The following is a 16,522-nucleotide window of genomic DNA, read 5'->3' as shown; positions in this document are numbered from 1 at the left end:
ATTGGGCTGATTTTCGTTGTATTTAGCTTAAGCTTTAAGCAGCATCTTGCTGTTCAGCATATTTCTCTAACATCTTCTGTTTAGCCTCAGGATAGACATTTATTCTGTCCAAATTACCTTTATAGTGTTGCACCACTCGATCATCCATGATTTTTGACCACCACGATGGAATAAATGCAGGCAAAATCATGGCGCCATAACCAGCAGGTAATTGTGGCGCATCCTCAAAATGACGCAAAGTTTGGAAGCTTCGGGTCGGGTTAGCATGATGATCTGAATGACGTTGTAATTGATACAGGAACAAATTAGTCACGACATTATTATTGTTCCAGCTATGTTCTGGCAAAGTCCGTTCATATTGACCATTTTCTTTCTTTGCACGCTTTAAACCATAATGTTCAATATAATTTACTGATTCAAACAAAGTAATCGCATAAGCCGCTTGCGTGACTTGGAACGGGACTGAACGCATACCAAACTTGCTCAACATGGCAGCATGATATACAGCTGACATTGCCCAACCATGAATTAACTCATTTTCCTTACAGAAGAAAGGTAGTTTTTTACGTTCTAAACGGTTTTTCTCAATTTCGATCGCCGATTTAAAACTACCAATCACAGTACGCGGTAAAAACTTCCAAAAGCTTTCGCCAAATTGTGAAGATGCTGGATCTTCAGGTGTTGCAACTCGACGGTGGTGCCCATAAGGGTGTTCAATTCGGAAATGGTTATAACCCGATGGTGCTAAAGCCAAATGCGACAAATAATGTTCTAAACGTCCTGTCTTATGGCTGAGTTCATGTGCAGTATTAATGGCAATTCCATTGACCATTCCTACTAAGGTTCCCAATAACACTTGATCTGCGACTGGCGTATCTTTACGACTGGCTAAATAGGCCCCATAAATATTGGTCGCGTATTGTAAAGGAATAAAAAGTTTAACGATTCGAGCGTAATACGGATCAGCTTCTAAATCCGCGATTGCGTCTAATGGTGGATTTTCGGTGTCTTCACCAATCAATTTATCCAATGTCGGAATAACGCCATGAATAAATAATGGTCCAAATGAAGCAAAGAATTTTTTCGTTTTTTTAGGACCAAACTGATAGCCCGCCAAGCCCCCCATTGCAATGGTTGGTACAGCCAAACCTAATAGCCATAAATGACGTTTTTTATCCTTAAATGTTGTTGTCGCTTGCTCGACATCTAGTTGAGTATGCATATTCATTAGAAACTCCTCAATCAAACACAAAATGTTTTGCTTGAATTGATTGTGTTCCTTCACCGCTCCTCTATATTATCATTTTAAGACTTGCTATTATCATTTTAAGACTTTACTGAGTTTTTCTTGTGCAAAAGCAACAGATCCCGGTTATTCCATCACGTTATTATTTGCGCCTGATTGAAATTTTAATCGGTACGCATCAATACGATAATGATTTGTTGATGGCTGTGCAGCAAGAACTGGCAAAAACAGAATTATTATCGATTCAACAAATTGAACAATTCATTGAGATTGGTTTAAGTCTGCCCAATACCCAAGACTTGGCCTTTGAACTGGGCAAAAATATCAAGCTCAGCTCACATAGTCTCGTCGGCTATGCACTCATGACCAGTCCTAATCTGGAACATGCGTTAAGATTAATCGCCCAGTACTTTAGACTGATTATGCCAAGCTTTAAGCTCAGCATTCAGTTTCCAACAGGCTCACAAAAGGTTGAACTGCTATTTGAACCAATTTTGCAGATGAATAAGCAATGTTTGGCCTTTCATATTGAAGCGATTGCCGTAGCGTTCTACTACAGCCTATTAGAATTGGCAGGTCAGCAATTACAACGTTACCAAGTCTATTTAAGTGTTCCTGAACCAAGCCACCATGAACGTTACTTAGCCTTGGTAAAAGCCAATTTCCACTTTAACTATACTTGGCTTTCAGGTATCCGCGTGGTGATTGATCAGCAACAATTAGCACTACCCTTGCCTTTGGCTGATGCACATAGCTTAAAAGTAGTTGAGCAACGCTGTCAGGAACAAATTCAGAAAATCTACCATCAAGGTGAAATTGTAGAATGGATCAGCATGATGCTTAGACAAGCGAATCAAGTGCCAACCTTAACTGAATGCGCCAAAGTCTTAAACATTTCCACCAAAACCTTGCAACGCTATTTGCAGCAACATGGCGTTGAATTTCAAGCTTTAAAGCAGCAGATCAGTACTGAGCGAGCCATTGAGTTATTAGAAAATTCTAGCTTTACCATTACCCATATTGCCTATGAACTCGGTTATTCTAATCCTGCCAATTTCACCCGTGCATTTAATAAAGTGATTGGCTGCAGCCCTCAAGCCTATCGACTACACCATCAAAGTAAAATCAATTCACTTCAACACCACCATACATAAACCTGCACCGATCGGCAGAATGGTGCTCATGTAATCTTCATCATCTTTAATCAGTTCGAGGAATTCCTTCACTTCTGCTGCATGAGAAATCACATTATCAACAATCAAGGTACTTCCCGAAGACTGCAATAAACGCTTTAAGTCTTGCCAGTAGCTCACATAGCTACCACGTTCCGCATCCAGCAGAATCAGATCATAAGGTTCAGTTGCTTGGGCTAGATAATTTGCAGCATCACCCACCCAAAAATCAATAAACGGCTCTAAGCCAAATTCTTCCGCATATTTTCGCGCTTGAGCACTACGAAAAGCATTAATCTCGAGGGTTTTCACCTTAGCATCACCTACGGCTTTTGCTGCTTCAGCCAGCCAAAGTGTCGAATAACCTGTGGAGGTTCCTATCTCGAGAATTTCTTTTGATTGTTGGGTACGGACTAACATACCAAGTAGCTTTGCAGATTCCGCTTCAATATTACGGTAACGTCTTAAACGATCAGACTGGCGAGCATCGTGTTGTTTAAACTCATCATATAAATCAGAAATACGTTGTAAAAATACAGTGCTGGTCATGCCTGATCCTCCAAGTGCGTACATTAAAAGCGCATTGAGCTTAAGTCGTTTGTATTAATTTAAAACGCGGTAGAATTTGACCACCTTCAAGCTGAACAGTTTCGGTAAACATACCTAATGGGCGTACCCACATTGAGTAATCACCATACAAGCATTGATATACCACCAATTCTTCTTCCGTTTCACTATGACGAGCCACGTTAAACACTTGATACAATTGACCTTTATAGTGTTGATAGATACCGCGTTGTAACGCCATATTTCTTACCCTTTATTTATGCCATGAAATGATTGCAGTTATATAACAACTTTGATTGTACTCAAATTTTTACTGAAAGATATGTTCAAAATTTGGCAACAGTATTAAAATTCAAAAAACCGATCGAATTCATAAAAACATACTGTTTTACCTATTCATTACTTTTGCGTACTATAGCTTCATTGAATGAATTTAGCTGATTTAAAAGTCTTAGCGTTTGGAGAAATACATGTTAGATCAAAATATTAAAACTCAATTAAAAGCTTACTTAGAACGTTTAGAAAGTCCAATCGAGTTGGTTGCTGCTTTAGATGACTCAGATAAAGCTGCAAAAATCAAAGAACTCGTGACTGAAATTGCTGAACTTTCTGATCAAGTTACGGCGCGTTTTGACGGTTCAAACGCTCGCCATCCTAGTTTCGGTGTGGCTAAAGCAGGTGAACAACCACGTGTGTTCTTTGCTGGCTTACCGATGGGACATGAGTTTACTTCTTTGATCTTGGCATTATTACAAGTGTCTGGTTATGCACCTAAAGTATCTGATGAAGTACTCACTCAGATCAAAGGCTTAAACTTAAGCGCGAACTTTGATGTGTTTGTATCGTTGAGCTGCCATAACTGTCCAGATGTGGTTCAAGCACTCAACTTGATTGCGATCAACAACCCAAATACCACAGCAACCATGATTGATGGTGCTTTCTTCCAAGATGAAGTTGAAGAGCGCAAAATCTTGGCCGTACCTATGGTGTTCCAAGACAACCAGCATATTGGTCAAGGTCGTATGACTTTGGAAGAAATCGTTGCCAAGTTGGATAGCAATTCAGCTGAGAAAGATGCAGCAGCAATCAATGCCAAAGATGCATTTGATGTATTGGTGATTGGTGGTGGTCCTGCGGGTGGTACAGCGGCAATTTATGCAGCACGTAAAGGTATTAAAACCGGTATCGTGGCTGAACGCTTTGGTGGTCAGGTAATGGATACCATGGACATTGAGAACTTCACCACAGTTCAAAAAACCGTGGGTCCTCAATTTGCTCAAGACATGGAAGCACATGTTCGTGAATACGGTGTCGACATCATGAATTTACAACGTGTCAGCAAGATCACAGGCGCAGATCAAACGGCCAATGGTTTGGTTGAGGTTGAACTGGAGAATGGTGCCAAACTTGAATCGAAAACCATCATTCTGTCTACAGGTGCACGTTGGAGAGAAATGAATGTACCAGGTGAAGCGGAATACCGTACCCGTGGTGTAGCTTACTGTCCGCACTGTGATGGTCCATTATTCAAAGGCAAACGCGTTGCTGTGATTGGTGGTGGTAACTCGGGTGTCGAAGCAGCGATTGACCTTGCAGGGATTGTAGAGCATGTAACTTTGGTTGAGTTTGATACCAAACTTCGTGCTGACCAAGTATTGCAAGACAAATTAAATAGCTTGCCGAACACGACAGTGATCTTGAATGCACTCAGTACAGAAGTGGTCGGTGATGGTGCTCAAGTAACGGCATTGAAATACAAAGATCGTGCCACTGATGTAGAGCATAGCGTTGAACTTGCAGGGATCTTTGTACAAATTGGTTTATTACCAAACACGGATTTCTTGAAGAACAGTGCGGTTGAACTCAGCAATCGTGGTGAGATCGTGATTAATGATCGCAATGAAACCAATGTTAAAGGTGTCTTTGCTGCGGGTGACTGTACGACTGTGCCATACAAGCAGATCATTATTGCCACAGGTGAAGGCGCGAAAGCATCACTGTCTGCTTTTGATTATATGATCCGTTCTGGTGTTTAAACTGATCCAAAACATGTGCACGCACTTACATTTTCCGATGTAAGTGCGTGTTTTTACAAGTTATCAACAAATTTTCAACTTTATTATTCATCTAGTTTATGTTTATATTTTCGGTATCCATATCCGATTGGATGCCACAAAGAAAAGGAAATAGACAATGAATAAATTACTTGTTGCATTAGGTCTTGCTGCTACTGTTGCGCTTGTAGGCTGTAATAAAGATAAAGCACCTGAAACAGGTGCAACCACGGGTGAACATTTAGAACATGCTGCTAGCCAAGCTAGTGCTGATGTTCAAAATGCTGCGGATACTGCTGCTAACAATGTTGCAACTGCGGTAGATACAGCGGGTGATCAAATTGATGCTGCCGCTGATCACACTGCAACTGCAACTGCTGAAGCTGCTGCTAAAACTGAAGCTGCTGCACGTGATGCAACCGCTAAAGTTGCTGGTGCTGTAGAATCAACTGCTGCTGACGTGAAAGAAAAAGCTCAACAGTAATTGAGTTGAAATAAAAAAGCCTCTGTAAACAGAGGCTTTTTTATATGTCCAATTTAGCTTAATAAACCTTCATCGCGCATTGCAATTTGTACAGATTGACGTTCAGCTACTTTATTACGCAATGCAATAATGTTGATGTAAGGCGTCAAGTCATGTTCGATATGGTTTGACCAATTCGTGAGAACAAACAAATATGCATCCGCAGGACCAAAGTTGTCATCGACCAAATAATCGTAATCTGATTCAGCTAAATAGTTGTCGATATATTTAAGCAAGCGATCAACTTCAGCATAGGCTTTGGTTTTCTCATCATCAGAAAGTTTGCCGCTAAAGAATACAGAATAAGCATCATGCAATTCTGAGTTCAAGTATCCTAACCACTCTAGAACTTTAGCACGCCCCATCCCTGATGGTGGAATTAAATCCTGTTTAGGATCATGCTGTGCCAAAAACGGTAAAATCGCCACATTCTCAGTTAAAATCAAACCTGGATTAATTTCCAATGCAGGTACATAGCCCTTTGGATTAATCTCGTAATAATCTGCACCTTTTGAAGTTTTATGTGTTTTTAGATCAACTCGTTCTAAATCAAAATCGACGTTTATTTCATTTAAAATAATATGGGCTGCCAATGAGCATGCGCCAGGTGAATAATACAACTTCATAATTGATCCTTGTTATCTAACAACTTATGCCCTAGAACGTTCCTACGAAACTCGAGAACAGAAATAACCAAAATTTATAATAGCTTTCATGCTAAGAACATCTACTCCACTACTATTAATGAATTTTTTTCTGCCTTGCAAGTTATATTCCGTGACGATTGATTAATTTATGAAAAAACAAACCAAACAATGTCACGGAAGATGGATTACGCTCGACCAAAAAGTTTGCCTAACCATTCAAATAATGAGTTTAAAAATTCAACGATGATATTCTTCGGATTACTTGGTTCAAGTTGAGAATCCGAGCTTTTCATATCCAAATCTACAATCACAGGGTCATGATCTGAAGAGCGATATGCATCTGCCGAGAAGAACAAAGCCTTTTGCTCATCAGTTTTATATTCTTCGTTATAGTCCAATACCGTTGGTTCATCAGCATTGATATGCCATGCAAAGGTTTTGATCACACGTTTATATAGATTGGCGTCGGCAATGGCATGATCAAGGTTACCTGCTCCGCCATAACCATCGGCATCGCTCGCCACACCAAACACATAGCTATAAGCTTTATTACCCTCACCCACTTTGCTGTCATTCAGCAATACTTTGTAGTTGGCTTTCTCAAAGCTGAGGATTGGGTCTTCTTTGGCATAACTGTTCATATCACCTAACAGTAAGATGTTCGGATTCTTCACTTGAGTCGGATTCTTGGCAATCCACTGGGTGAGTTGCTCAACCGCTTTCACTCGGGTTGGGTTCCAACAGCCCTGTCCATCACGTTGATCTGCATCGAGAGAGTTTTCATCAACACCGCGACAGCTCTTCGATTTAAGATGATTTGGAATCACGGTAAAGATTTGTCCACCTTGTACAGGTTTGAAGGATTGTGCAATGGTTGAACGGCTTTTATCCCCTAAATCCAATACAGCAGGCTTATTCACTGGCTGAACACGTTTGCTGTTATAAATAATTGCAACTGCAATCACATCTGTACCCAACTGATTAAGTCCTTCTGGAATCACATATTTCCAGTCTGCCCCTAAAGCTTTGGTCAGGTTAGCAACCGCACTATCACTGCCATAACCATTATTGGCAATTTCCATCAAACCATAGACATCAGCATCAATTGATTTTAATGCGTTGACGATTTTGGCATGTTGTTTATCAAATTCAGCCTGACTATTGGCACCGCGTTCCGTTGGGAAGCCATTCTTGCCATTGTCATAGTTCAGCACGTTAAATGCCGCAGCGCGAATATGTTTACTTTGTTTAGCCGCAATCGTTGAACGCGGATTGGAGGTGGTTACCACTTCTGGCAAGTTTGCACCTGCAATCGGTTGTACACGCCAAGCATTAAAGCGGTATTCCAAAATACCCTGTGCGTTCTTTAACTGATATCCCGAACGCAGCGTATTTAAAGCACTAAAGTTTTGTGGCAACCACGGTGCACGGTTTTGATTGTTATAACCATCATCAAAGATAATCTTAGAAAGTAGATTTTGTTGTGCTAAAGCCTTGGCTTCATTTGAAAGTGCAGGATAAAGATTGGTTGGAATAAATAAGCGACCAAGGCTTAGTGACAGCTCACCATAACGACCAAAATTATAGTTTTCACTTACCGTCAACGTTTGCGGTAATTTCACTAACATCCCTTGATAACGCTTAGGCGAGTTCCCCGCTGTATCGGTCAAACTACTAAATGGCAAGTTTAAGTCCAGTGGTTGAATCAACGATGCCATATTCTGGTTACAGGTCTTAATATCCTGCTGCAACTGATCCAATTGAAGTTGGTTTTGATAACTGGTTAAACGACCACGCAGGATAACTTCATCACCAACCTGTCCACCTTTGACTGCACTACTTGCAGGGATATAAACAAAAATTGCATTGCTGACATTTGGCGTGGCTTTGCTATCAGGCGTTTGTACATAGAAACCTGAGAAACCATTGCTATAACGATAATCAGCTGTGATCACACCACGAATGGTGTAGTTTTGATTCTGAGCTGACTCGGCTAAACTGGAAATCGGCGTATCACTACTGCTACAGCTAACTGCATCTACAGGTGGAGTGGTGGTTGAACCGCTTAAATTCGAAAAATCATTTCGATCTGTCCATGCCTGCCAAGATTGGTCAAGGTCAAATGGACTGGTCGGGTCAACACTCACTACAGGATTATCTGTTTGAATGCGTTTAAAGCTGTTCGCAGTACTGAATACCGTTGTGCCCCAACCTGCCGTTGGACGCTCACCAATACGACCAAAACGATCTACGGGTGTACCGCGATACAACAACACAATGGCATCATCACCATTAAAAGATAATCCAGCGACTTGATTAACCTTATCGCCCAATTGTGCCTGTAATTCTGAACGACCTATCAGGAATTTTTGCTTACTGGCCAAAGTGCCTTGTAATGGGAAAGCGACGGTTTTAACCGTGCCGCCATTATTAAACTGCTGGATTTCATAATCCGCTAAATTCACCGCTGTAGCATCGGGGTTATAGATTTCCAGTCCCTTTTTATTGCTGCTGCCATCGACATACTGGCTAAACATCAGTTGTGCATGTGCAGCTGAAAACATTGAAGACGCGCCTAATAAACCTAGGCAAATGGCAATCGAATGGTATTTAAAATTGTTCATCATTTTTTACTTAGTGTTAAAATTGTAATTAGGCTATGCAATTTCTGTGACAGCTACATGAAGATTTTTTGACAAATTTTAAGCAATTTCAGAAATGATCGGCTAAATAAAATCACTTAAAGTTTGACTTGACCACCTGAACACTTAAAATACGGCATTTCTATATTTATATCTCCAGAATCATGTCAAACGATCAGTTAGAAACGCAAATTACGGAACTCGACAATTTGCCTGAGCACCGTGAAATTGTGACGTTTATGCGTCGTTCAGCTCCGCTCAATACTTCACAACGTACTGCTTTAGAAGATTATCGTGATTTAATTTTGGAATATCCTGTTGGCGATTTACGTCAACACTTTGAACATCCTGAACGTCCATTAACTGTTGAAATCGGTTTTGGTATGGGCCGTTCATTGGTGTTAATGGCGAAAGCCAATCCTGAACGTAACTTTGTCGGAATCGAAGTTCATGTGCCTGGTATCGCACAGTGTGTTTATGAAGCGGGTATGGCAGGTTTAAAGAACTTATTTGTACTGGATGCCGATGCAATCCAAGTGTTACGTGAAATGCCTGATAACAGCATTAACTGTGTACAGCTTTATTTCCCAGATCCGTGGCAGAAGAAGCGCCACTTTAAACGCCGCTTCGTTATTCATGAGCGCATGCAACTGGTTGAACAGAAGTTAGAGCTTGATGGTACATTCCACGCAGCAACTGACTGGGAACCATATGCAGAGTGGATGCTTGATATCCTAGATAACCGTCCAGATATGGAAAACTTGGCAGGTAAAGGTAATAGCTACCCTCGCCCAGAATGGCGTCCAGTGACTAAATTTGAACGTCGTGGTCTTGAATCAGGTCACAAGATCAATGATTTTATTTTTAAGAAAATCAAATAAGTCGATTTAGTTTTTAAAGAAGCCACTCATTGTTTAGTGGCTTTTTTATTGCTAAGCATCTAAATGCTATGCTTTCTTATCAAAATAATCTTCTGGATAGGGATCTTGGCCTTTTAACTTATTACGATATTTCATTACACTAATCTGAACGCCATCATCAGTCAAAAAGTCATTATAAAAATCCTGCTCTTTGGGATATTCAAAATTTAATTTTTCGAATATTTGTTCGGATAACTCACCAAAAATTTCATAAGATTTTCGAAAACTAAAATAATTTATAAATGCAGAAAATGAAACTGAAATAAAAAATGCGATAAGTATTGCCTGAAAGAAAAACAATATACGTTCAACGGAATAATCAAAAGAAAAAAGAAAACTAAATATAAGTACAATTAAAAACAAGCCAAATGATGCAATACTAAAATAATAGGTCTGCATCATAATCGCTTTATAACCCATTTTTACAGAACGCCCCATTTCATAGATCATATACAATAAGCCGGATTTAGGATCAATAATGGCATAGACCTGATAACGTCCATCTACAGGCTTATCATTAATTACAGCAATCAATTCATCATTTTCTTTAAAACGTACCGTCGTAAATTGTCCTAGCAAAGGACACCCCTCTATTTCACCAATAAAAGTTATACCATCTTTTGCTTTTCCAGCCATTAATAAAATAGGCGAGCTTGTAAGCAATGAACTACTTCCAGCAAGTACACCTGCAAAAGCGGTGCCTGCTGCAATCCCACTAATATTCTGATTTACAGGAATTTTGGACTTGGCTTTCTCTAGAGAGTGAATTGGACCTTGAACAAGCTTTAAGTTTAGTTTCAAATGATTTACCTTAAATAACCTTAATTTTAGCTAGTTATACATTCCGTTCTTTTTGCTCTATATAACTGTCTGAGTATGGATCTTCTTTAATGACCTTACGGTACTCAAATACTGCTTCAAGCAACAAATGATCTTTTTCACTCATGTAGCGACTTGGTAATAAAAAAATCTCTTGAGGATCTTTAAATCCATATAAAGAAAAAATCTGCTCTGATTTTTCTGACAAATGCTTTAGTGAATTTGAAGAATTTTTAATAATAAAAAATAAAATAAAGTAGAATAAAATAAATACAAAGGCTAAAATTAATAATGTATTTAAATTTATTCCACGAGCTAATAAAACAATAAAACTTGTTATGATTATGGTTATAGAATACCAAACTAACCCACCTTTCATAACTGAAATATTATGAGGCTTAGGTGAGGCTCCCATCCCAACCTGCATATGAAGCAAACCTGTTTTAGGGCTCAATACAGAATAAAGCTCATATAAGTTGTTTTCTAGCCGTCTTACAATGCAAATAACATACTCTTCCTGTTCGAATAGAGCACGATGAAACTGGCCGATGCAAATTTTTTCATCTATTTCCAAAACAACTGACTTGACATGTAAACGGCTACGCGATGCGAGAAATACAGTCTGTGCGGACAATGAAACACTTTCTGCTACACTGCTTAGAATTGCAGAAGCTGCAATTTGAGCATCACCAGACTCACCAAATGCACTTAAAGAGTCATCATAAACCTCTAACCTTTGAATGCGACCTTCGATTTTTAGTAAATCATACATTCCGTTCTTTTTGCTCTATATAGCTTTCTGGGTATGGATCTTGTTCAATGACCTTGCGGTATTCATAAACTGACTCCAATAACAACTTATACTCATCACTGATATAACGAGATTTCAACAAAGATAAATCATCAGCATTATAAAAACCATAAATATTAAAAACTTTTTCAGATTTTTCACACAAATATATTAATGATTCTCCAGCTTTTTTAACAACATAATTTATAACTATATATCCAAAAACCGATATAATTAACCAAAAAAATAAATTCTCACTATTAATACCAGTTGCCCATAAAAAATTATGGAAAATAAAAAAAATACCACTCCATAATATATTAACCCTTCCTTTTTGAGACCCTTTTTATTTTTTTCTACTGACTCCCCCATTCCCACCTGCATATGCAACAGGCCTGTCTTCGGGCTTAATACTGAATACAGTTCATACAAATTATTTTCAAGTTTTTTTGCTATACAAATTACATACTCATTTTCTTTTAATAAAGCACGATGGAATTGACCTATACAAACTTTCTCATCTATTTCCATAACAATAGATTGCACATGTAAACGGCTTTTTGAAGCTAAAAAAACAGTTTGTGCTGAGAGTGAAACACTTTCTGCTACACCACTCAAAATTGCTGAAGATACAATTTGTGCATCACCTGATTTTTCAAATGCACTTAAAGAATCATCATAAATCTCTAATCTTTGAATGCGACCTTCGATTTTTAGTAAATCATACATTCCGTTCTTTTTGCTCTATATAGCTTTCTGGGTATGGATCACTTTCAATAATTTTTCTATATTCATATACAGACTCAAGCAATAAGTGATCTTTTTCACTCATGTAGCGACTTGGTAATAAGAAAACTTCTTGAGGGTCTTTAAATCCATATAAAGCAAAAATCTGTTCTGACTTTTCTGAAAAATGTTTTAATGAATTTGAAGCATTTTTTATAATAAAAAATAAAATAAAATAAAATAAAATAGCCACTCCTAAAAAAATTAATATATCAACCTGATTAAAACCTCTTGCCCAAAAATAAATTAAAGATCCCAAAAAAACTGTTATCGCGTACCAGACATTTCTACCTTTAGCTATAGAAGTCTGATGAGCTTTAACAGAAGCTCCCATCCCAACCTGCATATGAAGTAAGCCTGTTTTAGGGCTCAATACCGAATAAAGCTCATAGAAATTGTTTTCAAGCCGTCTTACGACACAAATGACATATTCATTCTGTTCAAACAACCCACGATGAAATTGGCCAATACAAACTTTACCAGCTATTTCCATAACCACTGTCTTAACATGTAAACGACTACGTGAAGCGAGAAATACCGTCTGTGCAGACAATGAAACACTTTCTGCTACACCACTTAGAATTGCTGAAGCTGCAACTTGGGCATCACCTGATTTTCCAAATGCACTTAAAGAGTCATCATAAATCTCTAATCTTTGAATGCGACCTTCAAATTTCAACATCTCATACATTTTAAACGCTCACTATCGCTTTCATAAACTCTTCATATTCTTCATCTACAGTTTTGAACTTCTTCTCATTCCTGGATGTAGATTTAAATATAGACTCTTTTTTAGGGTCAGATGCTAACTTAAATGCGGTTTTCTGACACCAGTCTTCCATTGCATCATCCAAAACATATTTTTTAAGTAAAATTTCTGCACTAATTAAGCCTAATGTTAATAAATTTAATCCAGCAATCACTCGAGCACCCATTAAAAATGCAACTAGAGCATTCGCTGTGAATTTAGTTAAAACTCTTTTAATTACTGCATTTTTACTATATTGTAAAATAGCACTAGCTAATACGCCTGCCTGTCCAATTGATAAGCCTAAGTTGATCAAAATTCTAGTAAATAACATTGTTTGGATAACAACTGAGTTTGTCTCTTTTAAGGTTTTTGAATCTACATATAAACCAGTTACTCCACCTAATGTACCAAGACTTCCAGCAGTCAATCTAAATGCCGCCGCAGAAGCTGCTGCACCTGTGACAGTTTTACGGCTCCAACTCTCACCTAACATATCAAATGCAACAGCAGATACCGAGAACATCGAGCCCACTAATTGTACAGATAGCTCTGGTTTATCTTTAATATCAGATTTCCAAGCATCATATTGGAAGTAAAAATTCAGCAACTCAAAAATACCTACAATAGCAAGTATTCGATTTTTAGTAATATCCGGTTGCCCTTTAATCGCTAATGATACCGAGTTTTTAATTTCCACTGCTCTGGTATTACGGTAGGTATACGTCGTACCAGTTTGCGGTAAAGCTGCAATTGCAGCGGCTCTAAACTCCAGGTTATACATCAAGCGCATCAACGGAACCTGTTGAGCTAAGTTCCCTGATCTTAAATAAAGCAATTGAGCCGTATGACGTTGTGCACCTTGCGTCGCCATAACCGTAATTTGACTAATATGTAAAGTTTTTAAGCGGATATCACCAAACTCTTTTAGAGCTGTATTCAACATCAAAGACATCCAGTAGAGTAGCTTCTCTGGTAACTTAAAGTTTTGTGCTGAAATAAACTTTTTCCCTTCAATACTGCCTAACCAACTATCAAAGGCTGCATCGGCTGCGGTAAACACACCAAAACTCTGTTTACTATAATCCAGCAAATCTTTTGTTGAACTTGGACTTTCAAAAATCTTGGCATATTCATCTATTAACCGTTTATTGTTAAAACAATATGCTCTCAGGAATAAGTTTTTATCTGAAACCTTTTTTTCACATATCCATTTATTCAGTAAATCTTTCCCTTTTTGCAATAAATTCATGCCATACATTAAGTCCATAATGACTGCATGGAAAATAAAACCATTGCTTTCTTTCGGTGTTTTCCCCTGTTTCAATTCTTCACTTTGGTCAAAATAGAATAGACCTTTTAAAAGATTAGAAGAAACCAGCCAGTTATAATGATCATCTACATACCGAGCTGCAGCAGCGTAACTCTCTTCTGATTTTTTATCCACGTCCTTACGGAACTTCTCCAAGCCATTCATATCTAACTGTGCTTGGTATTTTTTCCATGCATTATTGCCATCTACAGTTGCTTTTTTAACAGCCTCTGCTCTCTGTTTCCCAAGTTCAGCTGCAGCTTTTGCAGGCGCATTTTTTTCGACATTCTTTAGATTCTCGAGTCCTTTTTTATCGCCCATACGTTCAGCTCTTTGAATCGCTGCTTGTAGATATGGATCTGTAATTTTCTTCCTTTGCTGTTCATTTGAATCAATAATTTTGAACTTTGCTTGAATGGAATTTGCAACCAAGTTTTGCTTCATATTATCAATTAAAGTCATGGTCTGAAGCTTATGTTCATTGCTAAAACCATCTTTATCTTCTTTTAAAAAGCTATCAATTCCCTGAAAACTTAATATATTACGATCTTCATTTAACTTAGAGGTGATTCCAATCGGATCATATAAGGCAACACCAATATGCTCTTTCGGCTTCTCACTAAATTTCTTGTTTATTGCTCCCCATCGAGCAGAACCATAACTATCTAATGCCATCGCTATCGTAGTTAATTGGGCACCAGAAAGACAATGTTGCTGAGTAGCTCCTTTTGCTACATCTATTTTTTGCCAATAACCTGAAGTTGCATATTGATCAGCATTTTTTTCAAACTGCGTTCTCATTTTTTGACTGAGTGGTGCATGAGCATGCAGTAAATAGACCGTCTGGGCATCATCATTATTTACTGAAGGAATCGTAATTAAAGAGGCATTAGCACTATGCCCTGCTTTATTACAAGCAAAATCCTGAGCCACAAGAGGCGCTTTACTACCTATAGGAAACTCCTGATGAAATCCTTTTTTATTGGTAATGTAGGCAACCCACTCTTTCTTTCCAGACTTTCTTTTGATCAATAAATAAATATACCCCGAGTCAATCATTCGAACTGTATATTTATACTCCTTAAGTGCAACATTAGTGACATTTGTACCTAACTGTGCAGGTAATGGCTTCACACCCAAACGCGCCACCGAATACTTAAGTGGTAATATATTGATACCCGTCGGTCGGCAAAAGTTAGTACATTCCTTTTTGGCGACCTGAGTCACTGGAATTTTATTATTCTGAGTTGTGGATGCAGCAGCCTGTTGGCTAATTTTGCTCGGATTTGGGCTGACACCTAAAGTCTGGGTTAGTTTTTTCTGTTGCTGGTCAACTGTCCCAAACTTTTTTATATTATTTGCGAAAGTTGGTTTATCATTAGCCATGCTAGCCCTCTTCACATTCTTGTGTAACTTGTGAATATTGATTTTCTTCTAAATAGTCCATCGCTGTTGTAAAAGAGTTTGCTTCCAATCTCTCAATCCAATAATGACTAATTATTGAAGATACTCGCGAACTTCTCATAAAATCTTTATGCAAAATAACGGAATACATTCCATAAGCAATCAGATCAGTTACATGTAAAATTCCATATTGCCTTATCGCTTGATGAAGTGACTCTAATATCTCATCCTGACGAATCGATAATTGCTCATCATATATAAGAGATTGCTTGATCACTGTATTCGATAGCTCAATTAAATCTAGTTTTGCTGACTCGTCATTTGTAAAAGTAAGTGGAAAAAGTGCCCTTTTTTCCTGAGTTTTCACATCATACAAACCATTAAAAAAAACAAAATGCCAATCCTCTAAAAATGCTTCAATTCGTTCAATTTTTTTATTAATAATTGCAGGTAAATAAACCAACACACGAGGGTCATACCACCGAAAAATAAATTTATTCTTTGTATCTTTCGCAATAACAAGCTTTTTAAAAAATTGAACTTTGTTTTTTAGATCATCAACTTTTCCAAATCCATGAATAAAATAGCCATCTTCATTTTGATCCAAATTCATAAATAAAGTTTGAATGATAAAATCTAATGAATGTTGTAAATCTTCTTTTACTTTTATCTTTATAAAGAAAAGAGCTGGACGACTATTCTTTTTAGAAGCTGCAATCTCTATTGGCTCTAATTCATAATCTGTTAACTCATCAACAAACTCATCAAAAAAACCACTTAATAAAGTTTCATCACATAAAAAAGTGACATGACCATTTTGTTCAAACAAATCAGCGATTAATTCACTTAAATTTTCAGAAGCTATCTCTTCTTTTGGCAGTAAAAACTTCAT

The 16,522-nt window shown here is 37.9% G+C and carries 14 protein-coding genes and 1 pseudogene; 4 read left to right on the top strand and 11 right to left on the bottom strand.

Annotated elements, in window-relative coordinates; translation table 11 throughout:
- Positions 1–34: 34 nt before the first annotated feature.
- The gene (locus tag NDN11_RS07325) at positions 35–1,228 is read right to left on the bottom strand and encodes an alkane 1-monooxygenase (RefSeq protein WP_251111251.1); all 1,194 of its coding nucleotides are present in this window, start codon (positions 1,226–1,228) and stop codon (positions 35–37) included.
- Between the two features lie 122 nt (positions 1,229–1,350).
- Here NDN11_RS07325 and NDN11_RS07320 point away from each other — a divergent pair, with 122 nt between their 5' ends.
- The gene (locus NDN11_RS07320) at positions 1,351–2,400 is read left to right on the top strand and encodes an AraC family transcriptional regulator (protein WP_251111250.1); all 1,050 of its coding nucleotides are present in this window, start codon (positions 1,351–1,353) and stop codon (positions 2,398–2,400) included.
- Here the strand turns inward: NDN11_RS07320 and NDN11_RS07315 are convergent.
- Together NDN11_RS07315 and NDN11_RS07310 are read right to left on the bottom strand one after the other, a co-directional pair.
- On the bottom strand, positions 2,377–2,967 hold the full coding sequence (locus tag NDN11_RS07315) for an O-methyltransferase (protein ID WP_251111249.1): 591 nt from the start codon (positions 2,965–2,967) through the stop codon (positions 2,377–2,379). The genes NDN11_RS07320 and NDN11_RS07315 overlap by 24 nt on opposite strands.
- A gap of 40 nt (positions 2,968–3,007) precedes the next feature.
- Positions 3,008–3,226, bottom strand: a complete 219-nt coding sequence (locus NDN11_RS07310; protein WP_167246561.1) for a DUF1653 domain-containing protein — start codon at positions 3,224–3,226, stop codon at positions 3,008–3,010.
- A 229-nt stretch (positions 3,227–3,455) separates the two neighbouring features.
- Here NDN11_RS07310 and ahpF point away from each other — a divergent pair, with 229 nt between their 5' ends.
- Both ahpF and NDN11_RS07300 read left to right on the top strand, forming a co-directional pair.
- On the top strand, positions 3,456–5,021 hold the full coding sequence (gene ahpF / locus NDN11_RS07305; RefSeq protein ID WP_251111248.1) for an alkyl hydroperoxide reductase subunit F: 1,566 nt from the start codon (positions 3,456–3,458) through the stop codon (positions 5,019–5,021).
- 157 nt (positions 5,022–5,178) lie between these two features.
- Positions 5,179–5,523 (top strand): hypothetical protein, encoded by a 345-nt coding sequence (locus NDN11_RS07300; RefSeq protein ID WP_005153865.1) that lies wholly within the window; start codon positions 5,179–5,181, stop codon positions 5,521–5,523.
- A 53-nt stretch (positions 5,524–5,576) separates the two neighbouring features.
- Here the strand turns inward: NDN11_RS07300 and NDN11_RS07295 are convergent, their stop codons facing one another.
- Entirely contained in the window at positions 5,577–6,188 is a 612-nt protein-coding gene (locus NDN11_RS07295; RefSeq protein ID WP_251111247.1) for a glutathione binding-like protein, read from the bottom strand.
- 206 nt (positions 6,189–6,394) lie between these two features.
- The gene (locus NDN11_RS07290) at positions 6,395–8,833 is read right to left on the bottom strand and encodes an ExeM/NucH family extracellular endonuclease (protein WP_251111246.1); all 2,439 of its coding nucleotides are present in this window, start codon (positions 8,831–8,833) and stop codon (positions 6,395–6,397) included.
- 182 nt (positions 8,834–9,015) lie between these two features.
- Here NDN11_RS07290 and trmB point away from each other — a divergent pair, with 182 nt between their 5' ends.
- Complete coding sequence (gene trmB, locus NDN11_RS07285; protein WP_251111245.1) at positions 9,016–9,732, top strand: tRNA (guanosine(46)-N7)-methyltransferase TrmB; 717 nt, start codon at positions 9,016–9,018, stop codon at positions 9,730–9,732.
- A 66-nt stretch (positions 9,733–9,798) separates the two neighbouring features.
- Here the strand turns inward: trmB and NDN11_RS07280 are convergent, their stop codons facing one another.
- From NDN11_RS07280 to NDN11_RS07255, 6 genes and pseudogenes are all read right to left on the bottom strand, one after another.
- Entirely contained in the window at positions 9,799–10,572 is a 774-nt protein-coding gene (locus tag NDN11_RS07280) for a putative type VI secretion system effector (protein ID WP_251111244.1), read from the bottom strand.
- Positions 10,573–10,606: 34 nt separating this feature from the next.
- On the bottom strand, positions 10,607–11,362 hold the full coding sequence (locus NDN11_RS07275; RefSeq protein WP_251111243.1) for a putative type VI secretion system effector: 756 nt from the start codon (positions 11,360–11,362) through the stop codon (positions 10,607–10,609).
- Positions 11,355–12,109, bottom strand: a pseudogene (locus NDN11_RS07270) (putative type VI secretion system effector). The gene NDN11_RS07275 and the pseudogene NDN11_RS07270 overlap by 8 nt, the downstream one beginning before the upstream one ends.
- On the bottom strand, positions 12,102–12,848 hold the full coding sequence (locus tag NDN11_RS07265; RefSeq protein ID WP_251111508.1) for a putative type VI secretion system effector: 747 nt from the start codon (positions 12,846–12,848) through the stop codon (positions 12,102–12,104). The pseudogene NDN11_RS07270 and the gene NDN11_RS07265 overlap by 8 nt, the downstream one beginning before the upstream one ends.
- A 10-nt stretch (positions 12,849–12,858) precedes the next feature.
- Positions 12,859–15,612 carry a T6SS effector BTH_I2691 family protein gene (locus NDN11_RS07260; protein WP_251111241.1) on the bottom strand — a complete coding sequence of 918 codons (2,754 nt, stop codon included), beginning with the start codon at positions 15,610–15,612 and terminating at the stop codon, positions 12,859–12,861.
- A 1-nt stretch (position 15,613) separates the two neighbouring features.
- Positions 15,614–16,522: a hypothetical protein gene (locus NDN11_RS07255; RefSeq protein ID WP_251111240.1), complete on the bottom strand. Its 909-nt coding sequence runs from the start codon at positions 16,520–16,522 to the stop codon at positions 15,614–15,616.

It is taken from the genome of Acinetobacter sp. C26M (assembly GCF_023702675.1).
Lineage (GTDB): Bacteria > Pseudomonadota > Gammaproteobacteria > Pseudomonadales > Moraxellaceae > Acinetobacter.
The sequence above is the reverse complement of the archived record's forward strand: the minus strand, read 5'-3'. Positions and strand labels throughout refer to the sequence as shown.

Excerpts from the sequence above, each read along its gene's own strand:
- NDN11_RS07315 (WP_251111249.1), bottom strand. The coding sequence starts at position 2,967 with ATGACCAGCACTGTATTTTTACAACGTATTTCTGATTTATATGATGAG.
- ahpF (WP_251111248.1), top strand. The coding sequence starts at position 3,456 with ATGTTAGATCAAAATATTAAAACTCAATTAAAAGCTTACTTAGAACGT.
- trmB (WP_251111245.1), top strand. The coding sequence starts at position 9,016 with ATGTCAAACGATCAGTTAGAAACGCAAATTACGGAACTCGACAATTTG.
- NDN11_RS07295 (WP_251111247.1), bottom strand. The coding sequence starts at position 6,188 with ATGAAGTTGTATTATTCACCTGGCGCATGCTCATTGGCAGCCCATATT.
- NDN11_RS07265 (WP_251111508.1), bottom strand. The coding sequence starts at position 12,848 with ATGTTGAAATTTGAAGGTCGCATTCAAAGATTAGAGATTTATGATGAC.
- NDN11_RS07290 (WP_251111246.1), bottom strand. The coding sequence starts at position 8,833 with ATGAACAATTTTAAATACCATTCGATTGCCATTTGCCTAGGTTTATTA.
- NDN11_RS07275 (WP_251111243.1), bottom strand. The coding sequence starts at position 11,362 with ATGTATGATTTACTAAAAATCGAAGGTCGCATTCAAAGGTTAGAGGTT.
- NDN11_RS07300 (WP_005153865.1), top strand. The coding sequence starts at position 5,179 with ATGAATAAATTACTTGTTGCATTAGGTCTTGCTGCTACTGTTGCGCTT.
- NDN11_RS07310 (WP_167246561.1), bottom strand. The coding sequence starts at position 3,226 with ATGGCGTTACAACGCGGTATCTATCAACACTATAAAGGTCAATTGTAT.
- NDN11_RS07255 (WP_251111240.1), bottom strand. The coding sequence starts at position 16,522 with ATGAAGTTTTTACTGCCAAAAGAAGAGATAGCTTCTGAAAATTTAAGT.
- NDN11_RS07325 (WP_251111251.1), bottom strand. The coding sequence starts at position 1,228 with ATGAATATGCATACTCAACTAGATGTCGAGCAAGCGACAACAACATTT.
- NDN11_RS07260 (WP_251111241.1), bottom strand. The coding sequence starts at position 15,612 with ATGGCTAATGATAAACCAACTTTCGCAAATAATATAAAAAAGTTTGGG.